Below are 12,739 nucleotides of genomic sequence, written 5' to 3'. Positions count from 1 at the left end.
TGTTAATGAACGTCCTGCCCTCAGTGCGTCCGCTCGCAGCCCCCGGATTGTGATGCGAGCCTCACGGGCCAGGGCCCACCGAGTCCCTCATGTCGCTGGCCTATACCGTTTCCGGTCTGTTTGTAGGCGTCCTCGTCGGTCTGACCGGCGTGGGTGGGGGCTCGTTGATGACGCCGCTGCTGACGCTGCTGTTCGGCTTTTCGCCGGCGACCGCTGTCGGCACCGACCTGGCCTTCGCGGCCATCACCAAGGGTTTCGGCACTATCGCGCACCGTGCCCACGGCCATGTGCAGTGGCAGGTAGTGCGGCGCCTGTGCATCGGCAGCCTGCCGGCGGCGGTCGTGGCGATCCTGGTGCTCAAGAGCGCCGGCGAGCTCAACGCCCAGTGGCTGCACGCGATCCGCGTGACCATCGGCGTGTCGGTGCTGCTGACCGTATTGTCGCTGCTGTTCCGCAAGCAGATGCTGGCCTGGCTCGAGCGCAACCCGCGCTTCCAGCTGCACGGCCGCACCCAGGTCATCGCCACCATCGTGGTCGGCGCGGTCATCGGCGTGCTTGTGACGGTGTCGTCGATCGGCGCCGGCGCGGTTGGCGCCACGCTGATCCTGCTGCTGTATCCCCATATGAAGCCGGCCGAAGTCGCCGGCACTGATATCGCCTACGCCGTCCCGCTGACGGCGCTGGCCGGGCTGGGCCACGTGTGGCTCGGCACCGTCAACTGGAATTTGCTGCTGGCGCTGCTGGTGGGTTCGATCCCCGGCATCTGGCTGGGCGCGCAACTGTCGCGGGCGCTGCCCGAACGGCTGGTGCGTGCCGCCCTGGCGACCACGCTGACGCTGGTCGCCATCAAGCTCGTTTCCTGAATTCAACGAATACTGAACGGACCCCGCCATGTATCAGTACGACCAATACGACCAGCGCATCGTCAACGAGCGCGTCGCCCAGTTCCGTGACCAGGTGCGCCGCCGCCTGTCGGACGAGCTGACCGAGGAAGAATTCCTGCCGCTGCGCCTGCAGAACGGCCTGTACATGCAGCGCCATGCCTACATGCTGCGCGTGGCGATCCCGTACGGCCTGCTGTCGTCGACGCAGCTGCGCAAGCTGGCTCACATCGCGCGCGAATACGACCGCGGCTATGGCCACTTCTCCACCCGCCAGAACATCCAGTACAACTGGATGGAGCTGGAGCGCGTGCCCGACGTGCTGGCCGAGCTGGCCAGCGTCGAGATGCACGGCATCCAGACCTCGGGCAACTGCGTGCGCAACATCACTACCGACCACTTCGCCGGCGTTGCGCCGGACGAGTCGGTGGACCCGCGCGTGCTGGCCGAACTGCTGCGCCAGTGGAGCACGTTCCAGCCGGAATTCGCCTTCCTGCCGCGCAAGTTCAAGATCGCGATCTCGGCCTCGAAGGATGACCGCGCCGTGGTGCAGATGCATGACATCGGCATCTACGCCTACAAGAATGCCGACGGCGAAACGCGCCTGCGCATCCTGGCCGGTGGCGGCCTGGGCCGCACCCCGATCCTGGGCTCGGTGATCAAGGAAGACCTGCCGTGGCAGCACATGCTGACCTACGTCGAGTCGGCCATCCGCGTGTACAACCGCTATGGCCGCCGCGACAACAAGTACAAGGCCCGCATCAAGATCCTGGTGAAGGCCATCGGCGTGGAGAAGTTCGCGCAGGAAGTCGAGGAAGAATGGCAGCACAGCAAGGACGGCCCCGCCACGCTGACGCAGGTCGAGTTCGACCGCGTGGCCCAGTACTTCACGCCGCCCGCGTATGAAAAGCTGGCCGACACCGACGCCTCGTACGAAAACCACCTGCTGGAAGACAAGGCGTTCGCGCGCTGGGTCAGCCGCAGCGTGCACGGCCACAAGGTGCCGGGCTACGCCGCGGTGACGCTGTCGACCAAGCCGGGCCTGGCCTCGCCCCCGGGAGATGCCACCGACGCGCAGATGGAAGCCGTGGCGGACTTCGCCGACCAGTTCGGCTTCGGCGAGCTGCGCGTGGCGCACGAGCAGAACCTGGTGCTGCCGGACGTGAAGAAGCAGGACCTGTACGCACTGTGGCAACTGGCGAAGAAGGCTGGCCTGGCCACGCCGAACATCGGCCTGCTGACCGACATCATTGCCTGCCCGGGCGGCGACTTCTGCTCGCTGGCCAACGCCAAGTCGATCCCCATCGCGCAGGCGATCCAGGACCGTTTCGATGACCTCGACTACGTCTACGACCTGGGCGAGATCTCGCTGAACATCTCGGGCTGCATCAACGCCTGCGGCCACCACCACGTCGGCAATATCGGCGTGCTGGGCGTCGACAAGGATGGTTCGGAGTGGTACCAAGTCACGCTGGGCGGCGCGCAGGGCAACCAGACCGCGCTGGGCAAGGTGATCGGCCCGTCGTTCAGCGCCGAGGAAATGCCCGAGGTCGTGACCCGCATCATCGACACCTTCGTGGCCAACCGCATCGAAGACGAACGCTTTATCGAAACCCTGTCCCGCATCGGCATCGCCCCGTTCAAGGAGCGCGTCTATGCCGACAAGCAGCCGCGCGAGCGCGCCGAAGCCTGAGGACCGGAGAGACTGAACATGGCAAAGATCATTCAACTGCAACGCCAGGATGCAACGGGCAGTGCGAACGTCACCCCGGTGATCGTCGAAGACAACTGGACCGTGCTACGCGCCACTGAAGAGCAACCGCTGACCGAAGAGCGCATCGCCGCCGCAGTGCAAAGCCAGGACGCCGTGCTGTTCCCGCTGTCGGTGTGGAAGGCCAATGAAGCGCTGCTGGCCGGCCGCGACGCGGCCCGCACCGGCGTGTGGCTGGCGCCGGAAGACGAGCCGGGCGATGCCGCCGCGTACTTCGACCGCGTGTCGCTGGTAGCGGTGGACTTCCCGGTGTTCCGCGACGGCCGCGGCTTCTCCACGGCCTACCTGCTGCGCACCCGCTACAAGTGGGAAGGCCAGCTGCGCGCCGTCGGCGACGTGCTGCGCGACCAGCTCAACTTCATGAAGCGCTGCGGCTTCGATGCCTTCGCGGTCCGCGCCGACAAGAACATCGACGACGCCATCAAGGGCTTCACCGAGTTCACCGTGACCTACCAGGCTTCGGTCGACGAGCCGCTGCCGCTGTTCCGCCGTGCCCGCACCGAAGGCGGCGCCGTGCAGCCGAAGGCGACGGCATGAGCACGGTGCTGAGCGATATCGCGGTGGTCGATGCCAGTGCGGTGTCGGGACTGCGGCCGCCCGCGCTGTGGGTGGCGCCGGAATACACCGGCAGCATCGAAGCGCTGGAACAGAAGGAGCGCGAGCTGGGCGAGCGCCTGGCCGGCATCGCCGCGCGTTTCTACCGCGCGCGCTTTGCCTCCAGCCTGGCTGCCGAAGACATGGTGCTGACCGATGCCATCCTGCGCGGCACCCCCGCCGTGCGAGCCGGCATCCGCGTCTTCACGCTGCAGACCGGGCGCCTGCACGCCGAGACGCTGGCGGTGCTCGACAAGGTGCAGTCGCACTACGGCTACAGCATCGAGCAATACACGCCGGACGCCGAGGCGGTCGAGAACTACCTGAAGAAGCACGGCCTGAACGCCTTCTACGACAGCATCGACCTGCGCAAGGAATGCTGCGGCATCCGCAAGGTCGAGCCGCTCAACCGCGCGCTGTCGCACGCCGACGCCTGGCTGACCGGCCAGCGCCGCGAGCAGGCCGTGACGCGCGCCGAGCTGCCGTTCGAGGAAATGGACGACGCCCGCGGCATCCCCAAGTTCAATCCGCTGGCGGACTGGAGCGAGGCCGAGGTGTGGGCCTACCTGAAGCGCCACGACGTGCCGGTCAACGACCTGCACGCCAAGGGCTATCCCAGCATCGGCTGCGAACCCTGTACGCGTGCGGTACGCGCGGGCGAGGATGTGCGCGCGGGACGCTGGTGGTGGGAGAGCAAGGACTCGAAAGAGTGCGGGCTCCACGAACAGAACATCAAGCATTGAGGCCGGTACAAAAATGGGCATCATGAACGACATCGCAGAAGCCACCTCCAGTGTGGCGCACCTGTTGCAGGTACAGAACGACCATCTCGACCGCCTCGAAGCGGAATCGATCTACATCATCCGCGAGGTGGTGGCCGAGTGCCGCAACCCGGCGCTGCTGTTCTCCGGCGGCAAGGACTCGATCGTGATGCTGCACCTGGCGCTGAAGGCCTTCCGCCTGGGCGACCGCAAGATCGAGCTGCCGTTCCCGCTGGTGCATATCGACACCGGCCACAACTACCCGGAAGTGATCGAGTTCCGCGACCAGCGCGTGGCCGAACTGGGTGCGCGCCTGGTGGTGGGCCATGTGGAAGACTCGATCAAGCGTGGCACCGTGCGCCTGCGCAAGGAAACCGATTCGCGCAACGCGGCGCAGGCCGTGACGCTGCTGGAAACCATCGAGGCGCACAAGTTCGACGCGCTGATGGGCGGCGCCCGCCGCGACGAAGAGAAGGCCCGCGCCAAGGAACGCATCTTCTCGTTCCGCGACGAGTTCGGCCAGTGGGACCCGAAGGCCCAGCGCCCCGAGCTGTGGAGCCTGTACAACGCCCGCATGGCGCAGGGCGAGCAGATGCGCGTGTTCCCGATCTCGAACTGGACCGAGCTGGACGTGTGGCAGTACATCGCCCGCGAAAACCTGGCGCTGCCGCCGATCTACTACGCGCACCAGCGCGAAGTGGTGCGCAAGAACGGCCTGCTGGTGCCGGTCACGCCGATCACGCCCAAGCAGGACGGCGACGTCAGCGAAGTGCTGTCGGTGCGCTTCCGCACCGTCGGCGACATCAGCTGCACCTGCCCGGTGGCCAGCGTTGCCGATTCGCCGGAAGCGATCATCGCCGAGACCGCGGTGACCGAGATCACCGAGCGCGGCGCCACCCGCATGGACGACCAGACGAGCGAAGCCTCGATGGAGCGCCGCAAGAAGGAAGGCTACTTCTAAGCCGCAGCAAAGGATTCAGACATGACTCACCAAGCAACTCATCAAGGCCTGCTGCGCTTCATCACCGCCGGCTCCGTCGACGACGGCAAGAGCACGCTGATCGGCCGCCTGCTGTACGACAGCAAGGCTGTGCTGTCCGACCAGCTGACCGCGCTGGCCAACGCCAAGAACAAGCGCACCGCGGGCGAGCAGATCGACTTCTCGCTGCTGACCGACGGCCTGGAAGCCGAGCGCGAGCAGGGCATCACCATCGACGTGGCCTACCGCTACTTCTCGACCGCGCGCCGCAAGTTCATCATCGCGGATACGCCGGGCCACGAGCAGTACACCCGCAACATGGTCACCGGCGCCTCCACCGCGCATGCGGCCATCGTGCTGGTCGATGCCACGCGCGTCACCGTCAATGACGGCCGCGCCGAACTGCTGGCGCAGACCAAGCGCCACTCGGCGATCCTGAAGCTGCTGGAAATCCAGCACGTGATCGTCGCCGTCAACAAGATGGACCTGGTTGATTACAGCGAGCAGCGCTTCAACGAGATCCGCACCGCCTATACCGAACTGGCCGAGCAACTGGGCCTGAAGGACGTGCGCTATGTGCCGGTCTCCGCGCTGCGCGGCGACAACATCGTGCACGAGAGCGACGCCATGCCGTGGTACCAGGGCGAGCCGCTGCTGCCGCTGCTGGAAGAGCTGCCGGTGGAAGAAGCCGCGCCCGAGGATGACGCCGCGCTGCGCTTCCCGGTGCAGCTGGTGATCCGCCAGGACGGTTCGCAATCGGACGATTTCCGCGGCTATGCCGGCCGCGTGGAAGCCGGCACCGTGCGCGTCGGCCAGAGGCTGCGCGTGCTGCCCGCCAACCGCGAAGCGGTGGTGGCCGAAGTGCTGACACCGAATGGCGCCGCTGAATCGGCCAACGTCGGCGACACCGTCACCGTGCGCCTGGCCGAGGACGTCGATGTATCACGCGGTGACATGTTCGTTGCCGCCGACGCGACCGCGGCGTCGGCCAAGAAGCTGCAGGCCGACCTGTGCTGGTTCGACGACGAGTCGCTGAACCCGTCGCGCAAGTACGTGCTCAAGCACACCACGGCCAGCGTGTTCGCGCGCGTGTCGGCGGTGGACCGCGTGCTGGACGTGCACACGCTGTCGCACGAGACCGGCCGCCACGACATCCGCCTGAACGATATCGGTTCGGTGCAGATCTCGCTGCAGAAGCCGATCGTGTGCGATGCCTACGGCGATAATCCGGCAACGGGCGCCTTCGTGCTGATCGACGAGGCGACCAACCACACGGTGGCCGCAGGCATGATCCGTGCGTTCTCCTGATCGGTAATCAACAGGAACACGGCGGACGAGGGGCTGGAGATGGGCAAGCAGGCACGGAAGACTTACGGCAAGGTGTACCTCATCGGGGCAGGCCCCGGTGCGGCAGACCTCATTACGGTGCGTGGTGCACGGCTTTTGGGCGAAGCCCAGGTGGTGCTGCACGATGCACTGGTGTCACCGGAGATGCTGGCCTGGTGTCCGCAGGCGGAACTGGTCGAAGTCGGCAAGCGCTGCGGCCAGCGCTCCACCGCGCAGCTGTTCATCAACCGGCAGATCGTCGACCTGGCCGGCAAGTACGAGCGCGTGGTGCGCCTGAAGGGCGGCGACCCGATGCTGTTCGGCCGCGCCGACGAGGAACTGCAGGCGCTGGAAGCGGCCGGCATCGAATATGAGGTGGTGCCCGGCATCACCGCGGCGCTGGCGGCCGCGTCGGCCATCGGCAAGCCGCTGACCAGGCGCGGCGTGTCGCGCAGCGTGGCGTTTGCCACGCAGGCCAAGGCGGCGGACGGCGAGGGTTCGCCCGATATCGAAGCCGCGGTCAGGGCCGACACGCTGGTCTACTACATGGGCCGCGACCAGGCCGCCTCGATCGCCGCGCAACTGATCGCGCACGGCAAGCCCGCATCGACGCCGGCATGGGTGGTGGAAGCCGCCACCACGCCGCGCCAGCGCAGCCGCGAGTTCACGCTCGGCCAGATGGCGGCCGGGGAAGCGGCGGCATGGATTGACCCGGTGCAACCCAGCTTGCTGATGATCGGCGCCGCGCTGGCCGCGCGCGCGACGGAGGCGCCGCGGGAGGACGTGGGCGTGACTGAAGTGCGCACGCCGCGCGCTGCCTGAGCCACAAGCGCACGCCAGAATGACAAAGCCCCGTGCCGGTATGCCGGCACGGGGCTTTTTTCATTGTTTCGAGGCAAGGTGCCGCTCAGGGCTGTGCGCGATCCGCGCCCGGCAGCGACGCCATGCAGTAAGCCGCGATCGCATCCAGCACCGCATCGGACTCGCCGACCGCGGCCGCGCAGTGAAGCTGCAGGCCAGGATGGGCCTGCCGGCACTGGTCGAGAAGGGCAGGCAGGTCGCGCCGGATATGGCCGCCCTGGCCAAAGAACACCGGCACCACGGTGACCTCGGCCACGCCGCCCGCGGCAAGTTCCGCCAGCGTATCCGGCAGCAGGGGCGACATCAGTTCCAGGAACGACAGCCGCACTTCGCAGCCGGGCAGGGCGGCAACCAGCTTCTGCTGCAGCCGCTCGAACGGCTCGCGCCAGCGCGCATCGCGCGCGCCGTGTGCGAACAGGACCAGGGCACGACCGGAAGCTGCCATGGCCGTCCTCAGTGCCGGTCGACCCAGCGCAGCGCCAGCAGCGCCACCGTCAGGTAAAGCGTGCCTGGCACCAGCGCGGAGATGATCGGCGGCCAGGTATGCAGCAGGCCGACGTGCGAGAACAGCGTATTCGACAGGTGGAACGACAGCCCCAGCATGATGCCGCCGAACACCTTCACGCCCACCGCCCCGGCACGCGCGTGCAGGTAGGCAAAGGGCAGGGCCAGCGCCACCATCACGAACAGCGTCAGCGGGTAGATCACCTTTTTCCAGAACGCGATCTCGTAGCGCTGCGTGTCCTGCTTGTTGTCGCGCAGGTGGCGGATATAGCGGAACAGGTCCAGCGTCGACATCCGCTCCGGCGTCACCAGCAGCACCGACAGGATCTGCGGTGTCAGCTCCGAGTGCATCGCCACGCGCGGGAATTTGAGCTGCTCGGCGCGGAAATCCGGCGCCAGTGCATCACGCGGCGGCGCGGGCTTGGCCGGATCGGCCTGCGGCATCAGCTCGGTAAAGCGCGTCTCGCTGACCCCTTGCAGTTCCCACGCCTGGCCGCCCTGGTAGCGGCCTTCGTTGGCCACGCGGATCACGCGCAGGCGGTATTGCGGGTCGAATTCGTAGATGGTGATGCCGGTGATGGTCTGGTCCGGGCGCAGCCCCGCCACGTTGACGAAGCGGGTGATCTCGCCGCCGCCGGCCGGATCCTGGTCGCGGTCCTTGACCCAGACGCCGGAACGGAAGCCCGCCGATACCGTCGCGCCGATCGCCTCGAGCTTGAGCTTCTGCGCATACTGCTCCGCGCGCGGGCCGATGAACTCGCCGAAGAGAAAGGTCACGATCGCCAGCGGCACCGCCAGCTTGAACAGCGAGAACAGCGCCTGCCGCGTATTCAGGCCGGCGACACGGAAGATGGTGAACTCGGACTGGCTGGCCAGCTGCGAGAACACGTAGATCGCACTGATCAGCACCGCGATCGGCAGCACCTCGTAGACCCGGGTAGGGGCCTGCAGCAGCACGTGGAACAGCGCCACCAGCGAGGTGTACTGGGCGTTGACGTTCTCCAGCTCGTTGAGCATGTCGAAGAACACGAACAGCGACAGCACCGCGAACAGGATGAAGGCGAACACGCTATAGACCAGCCGCCCGAAGTAGCGTTCATAGACGCGCAGGATCCTCATGCCTGGCTCCCGCTGGTGGCGGCATTGCGCCGTTTCAGGCCGAACACGGCGCGCCAGCCGCCCAGGCTGCGGTTCTGCCGGTAGCGGAACAGCATCAGCGCCCCCAGGAACACCGTCAGGTGGATCGGCCACCAGGCCAGCCAGAACGGCACCGAGCCGTTGCGCACCCAGGACTGCGTCAGGTTGACCAGGTTGCTGTAGGTCAGGTAGATCAGCACCGCGAACACCAGCGGGGTATAGCGGCCCAGGCGCGGGTTCACATAGGCCAGGGGGATCGCGATCATCACGAAGTTAAACGCCAGGATCGGCAGCGAGATACGCCAGATCAGCTCGCCCAGGTTCTCGCGCGTGGGGTTGCGGATCAGCTCGATGGTGTCGCGGCTCTTGGGCGGCAACTTGGCCTCGGACTCGGGCGGCTTGCTGTCCACCTTGACCGCGTAGCGTTCGAACTCGACGATGCGGTAGTCGATCTGGCCGGGCGTGCCGGAATAGCGGCGGCCGTTCTCCATCACAACCAGGCGGTCGCCATTGGGCATGGTCTCGAACTTGCCCTGGTGCGCCAGCGCCACGCCGATCTTGTCGGCCTCGGCATTGGCGACGAAGACATTGCGCGCGAACTTCATGCCGGGGTCCATGCCCTCGATGAACAGCACGTAGTTGGCCTTGGCCGGCTCGATGAAGCGGCCGGCGGCGATCATCGACATCACCCCGCGCTGCTCGAAGCGGTCGCGGAACAGCGCGCTCTGCTGGTTGGCCCACGGCCACGCGAACATGCCCAGCAGCAGCGCCAGCACGATGAACGGCGCGGCGAACTGCAGCACCGGCTTGACCAGGTCGCGCAGCGAGATGCCGGCCGAGAACCACACCACCATCTCCGAATCCTTGTACCAGCGCGTGAGCACGATCAGGGTCGAGATAAACAGGGTGGCCGACAGCAGGATGGACAGGTAGCCGATGGTGGCCAGGCCGATCAGCATCAGCACGTCGTTGGGACTGGCCTTGCCGTTGGCGGCCAATCCCAGGATGCGGATCACGAGCGACGTGAGCATGAAGGTCAGCATCACCAGGAACACCGCCCCGGCGGTGTAGGCGAGCTCGCGTCGCAGGGCTTGTTGAAGGATCATGCGGGTTCGGTTCCGGGCTGCCGGCCGGAGCGGGCGATGTGCCGTGCGAGGTGCCTGGCAGAACAGCGGGCTGGCAGCACAACTGGCTGTCAGCGTGGCCGGGGCGTATCAGCGGCGGCAGGTCGCGGGGTAAAAATCGCGGATAATGGAGGCTTTCGTGTCTAACGAGCCCCTGGAAGGAAGCGCGATGGAATTTAGCACAAAAGCCCTTGATTTGAGCAAAGCCGGCCAAAATGGTTTCCTGGCGACCAAGACCGACTGCCTCGTGGTCGGCCTGTTCGAGGGCCAGAACCTGGCCGGCGTGGCCAAGGCGCTGGATACGGCCACCAAGGGCTTGGTGGCGCGGCTGGTCAAGCAGGGCGACTTCGAAGGCAAGCGCGGCACCCACCTGATGCTGCACGAAGTGGCCGGCGTCGGCGCCGCGCGCGTGCTGCTGGTGGGCCTGGGCAAGGAAGCCGAGTTCTCGGACAAGGCCTTTGCCGACGCCGTGCGCACCGCGGTGCGTGCCTTGTCGTCCACGCGCGCCACCACCGCGCTGTGGTGCCTGGCGCAGCAGGCGCCGCAGCAGCGCGACGTTTCGTGGGCCATCATCAGCACCATCACGCTGGTGCGCGACGCCGGCTACCGGTTGCTCGAGCGCCACCCCGGCCTGAAGCGCGCCAATGCCAACGGCAAGCCCAACGGCGCCGACAAGTCGTCGCTGCGCAAGGTCGTGATCGCGGTCGACAGCAGCGACGCCCGCGCCGCCACCCAGGCCGCTGTGCGCGGCACCGCCATCGCCAACGGCATGGAAGTGACGCGTGACCTGGGCAACCTGCCGTCCAATATCTGCACCCCGACCTACCTGGCCAATGCCGCGCGCAGCATCGCCAAGCGCCACAAGCTCAAGGCCGAAGTGCTGGGCCGCAAGCAGATCGAGGCGCTCAACATGGGCGCCTTCCTGGCCGTGACCAAGGGCAGCGAGGAGCCGCCGCAGTTCATCGTGCTGCGCTATGACGGCGCCGGTGCCAAGCAGGCGCCGGTGGTGCTGGTGGGCAAGGGCATCACCTTCGACACCGGCGGCATCTCGCTCAAGCCGGGCGAGGGCATGGACGAGATGAAGTACGACATGTGCGGCGCCGCCTCGGTGCTGGGCACCATCCAGGCCGTGGCCGAGATGGGCCTGAAGCTCAACGTCGTGGCCGTGGTGCCGACCTGCGAGAACATGCCCAGCGGCGTCGCCACCAAGCCGGGCGATGTCGTCACCAGCATGTCGGGCCAGACCATCGAGATCCTGAACACCGACGCCGAGGGCCGCCTGATCCTCTGCGACGCGCTGACCTACGTCGAGCGCTTCAAGCCGGCCGCGGTGATCGACGTGGCCACGCTGACCGGCGCCTGCATCATCGCGCTGGGCCACCAGAACAGCGGCCTGTACTCGCGCTCCGACATGCTGGCCGACCAGCTGCTGCAGGCCGGCCGCCATGCCATGGATACCGCCTGGCGCATGCCGCTCGATGACGAGTACCAGGACCAGCTCAAGTCCAACTTCGCCGACATGGCCAATATCGGCGGGCGCCCGGCGGGCAGCGTGACCGCGGCCTGCTTCCTGTCGCGCTTTACCGAGAAGTACGACTGGGCCCACCTGGACATCGCCGGCACCGCCTGGAAGAGCGGTGCGGCCAAGGGCGCCACTGGCCGCCCGGTGCCGCTGCTGACGCAGTTCCTGATGGACCGCGCGGCCTGACGGCAGCAGTCAGCCACCCCGGCAACGCAAGCAGCAAACGCCCATGACGCGCATCGACTTCCACAGCAACGTGCCGGACCTGCTCGGCTATGTCTGCCGGCTGGTCCGCAAGGCCTACGGCGCCGGCCAGAAGGTAGTGATCCACGGCACGCCGGCGCAGCTGGCGGACCTGGATGCGCGCCTGTGGACCTTTTCGGCGCTGGATTTCCTGCCGCATTGCGGGCTTGAACACCCCAATGCGGCGGTCACGCCGATCCTGCTGGCCGCCACCACCGAAGGCGTGCCGCACCACCAGCTGCTGATCAACGTGTCCGACCAGCCGCCGGCGCAATTCGCCAGTTTCGAACGCCTGATTGAAGTGGTGGGGTCCGGCGACGCCGCCCGCGAAGCCGGCCGCCAGCGCTACCGCTTCTACCGCGAACGCGGCTATCCGCTGACTCATCACGATATCGGCCAGCCCAAGGGAGACGCAGCATGAGCGAACGCACCACATCGCGGGTGATTCCGCGGCCGGGGCCCAACGACAGCATTCCGCTGCTGACGGAGGTGGTCGAACTGCCGGATGCGGAATCGGCGGCGCAGCCGCAGGCCGCTACGCAGGAGGGCGTCATCGATACCTTCGGCATGGCCGAATCCGGCATGGTCATGCATGTGGGCGATACTGGCGATAGCGCGGAGCCGCAGGCCGAAGCAGCGGCGCCGCAAGCCCCGGCAGGGGCGACCGATCCCGGCGAGGACGACCTGCGCGCCATGCGCAGCGAGCTGCTGTCGCGCGTGATGCTGCGCTTTCGCACCGAGTGGCCGCAGGTGGTCGAGGCCCATACCGAAGCCACGCTGCAGGCGCGGCTGGCGCCGCTGACGGCGCAGCTCGCCAGCGAGCTGACGCAGTCGCTGGAGGCCCGGCTGGTGGAGTGGCTGGACGCCACGCTGGAGGAGATCGAGCGGACGCCGGGCGGGGATTGAAGCGAGCCGTCGCCCCCCTTGGCGCGGCCGGCATGCAAGACGCCTCAGCCAACAAAAAAGCCCGCGGGATTGCGGTAATGCCGTTCAGTTAAGTCTGAACGGCATTTTTCTTTGCAGGGGTTGTAAACAA

Annotated in this window: 13 protein-coding genes; 10 read left to right on the top strand and 3 right to left on the bottom strand. The window is 67.0% G+C overall.

The window, feature by feature from the left end; genetic code table 11:
* Positions 1 to 89: 89 nt before the first annotated feature.
* The 7 genes from IPF36_RS30680 to cobA are packed head-to-tail and all read left to right on the top strand — an operon-like array spanning position 90 to position 7,134.
* Entirely contained in the window at positions 90 to 863 is a 774-nt protein-coding gene (locus IPF36_RS30680) for a sulfite exporter TauE/SafE family protein (RefSeq protein ID WP_133092189.1), read from the top strand.
* Positions 864 to 891: 28 nt separating this feature from the next.
* A complete protein-coding gene (locus tag IPF36_RS30675; protein WP_133092188.1) occupies positions 892 to 2,574 on the top strand; it encodes a nitrite/sulfite reductase in 1,683 nt (560 codons plus the stop codon).
* 18 nt (positions 2,575 to 2,592) lie between these two features.
* Positions 2,593 to 3,189, top strand: a complete 597-nt coding sequence (locus IPF36_RS30670; RefSeq protein WP_133092187.1) for a DUF934 domain-containing protein — start codon at positions 2,593 to 2,595, stop codon at positions 3,187 to 3,189.
* Entirely contained in the window at positions 3,186 to 3,989 is an 804-nt protein-coding gene (locus IPF36_RS30665) for a phosphoadenylyl-sulfate reductase (protein ID WP_133092186.1), read from the top strand. The genes IPF36_RS30670 and IPF36_RS30665 overlap by 4 nt, the downstream gene beginning before the upstream one ends.
* Before the next feature lie 13 nt (positions 3,990 to 4,002).
* Entirely contained in the window at positions 4,003 to 4,968 is a 966-nt protein-coding gene (gene cysD, locus IPF36_RS30660; protein WP_133092185.1) for a sulfate adenylyltransferase subunit CysD, read from the top strand.
* Positions 4,969 to 4,989: 21 nt separating this feature from the next.
* Entirely contained in the window at positions 4,990 to 6,294 is a 1,305-nt protein-coding gene (locus tag IPF36_RS30655; RefSeq protein WP_195431901.1) for a sulfate adenylyltransferase subunit 1, read from the top strand.
* A 39-nt stretch (positions 6,295 to 6,333) separates the two neighbouring features.
* Positions 6,334 to 7,134 carry a uroporphyrinogen-III C-methyltransferase gene (gene cobA, locus IPF36_RS30650; RefSeq protein WP_133092183.1) on the top strand — a complete coding sequence of 267 codons (801 nt, stop codon included), beginning with the start codon at positions 6,334 to 6,336 and terminating at the stop codon, positions 7,132 to 7,134.
* Positions 7,135 to 7,219: 85 nt separating this feature from the next.
* Here cobA and IPF36_RS30645 read toward each other — a convergent pair whose 3' ends face one another.
* The 3 genes from IPF36_RS30645 to lptF are packed head-to-tail and all read right to left on the bottom strand — an operon-like array spanning position 7,220 to position 9,920.
* Positions 7,220 to 7,618 (bottom strand): sirohydrochlorin chelatase, encoded by a 399-nt coding sequence (locus IPF36_RS30645; RefSeq protein ID WP_133092182.1) that lies wholly within the window; start codon positions 7,616 to 7,618, stop codon positions 7,220 to 7,222.
* Positions 7,619 to 7,626: 8 nt separating this feature from the next.
* Entirely contained in the window at positions 7,627 to 8,796 is a 1,170-nt protein-coding gene (gene lptG / locus IPF36_RS30640) for an LPS export ABC transporter permease LptG (RefSeq protein ID WP_133092181.1), read from the bottom strand.
* A complete protein-coding gene (gene lptF / locus IPF36_RS30635) occupies positions 8,793 to 9,920 on the bottom strand; it encodes an LPS export ABC transporter permease LptF (RefSeq protein ID WP_133092180.1) in 1,128 nt (375 codons plus the stop codon). Before lptF ends, lptG begins: the two co-directional genes overlap by 4 nt.
* Before the next feature lie 187 nt (positions 9,921 to 10,107).
* Here lptF and IPF36_RS30630 point away from each other — a divergent pair, with 187 nt between their 5' ends.
* Genes IPF36_RS30630 through IPF36_RS30620 form a run of 3 tightly spaced genes read left to right on the top strand, consistent with a single transcriptional unit; the run spans position 10,108 to position 12,609 of the window.
* Complete coding sequence (locus IPF36_RS30630) at positions 10,108 to 11,646, top strand: leucyl aminopeptidase (protein WP_133092179.1); 1,539 nt, start codon at positions 10,108 to 10,110, stop codon at positions 11,644 to 11,646.
* A gap of 43 nt (positions 11,647 to 11,689) precedes the next feature.
* On the top strand, positions 11,690 to 12,124 hold the full coding sequence (locus tag IPF36_RS30625; RefSeq protein ID WP_135705848.1) for a DNA polymerase III subunit chi: 435 nt from the start codon (positions 11,690 to 11,692) through the stop codon (positions 12,122 to 12,124).
* Positions 12,121 to 12,609 (top strand): hypothetical protein, encoded by a 489-nt coding sequence (locus tag IPF36_RS30620; protein WP_135705846.1) that lies wholly within the window; start codon positions 12,121 to 12,123, stop codon positions 12,607 to 12,609. The genes IPF36_RS30625 and IPF36_RS30620 overlap by 4 nt, the downstream gene beginning before the upstream one ends.
* Positions 12,610 to 12,739: the final 130 nt, after the last annotated feature.

The organism is Cupriavidus sp. IK-TO18 (assembly GCF_015549295.1).
Classification (GTDB): domain Bacteria; phylum Pseudomonadota; class Gammaproteobacteria; order Burkholderiales; family Burkholderiaceae; genus Cupriavidus; species Cupriavidus oxalaticus_A.
The sequence above is the reverse complement of the archived record's forward strand: the minus strand, read 5'-3'. Positions and strand labels throughout refer to the sequence as shown.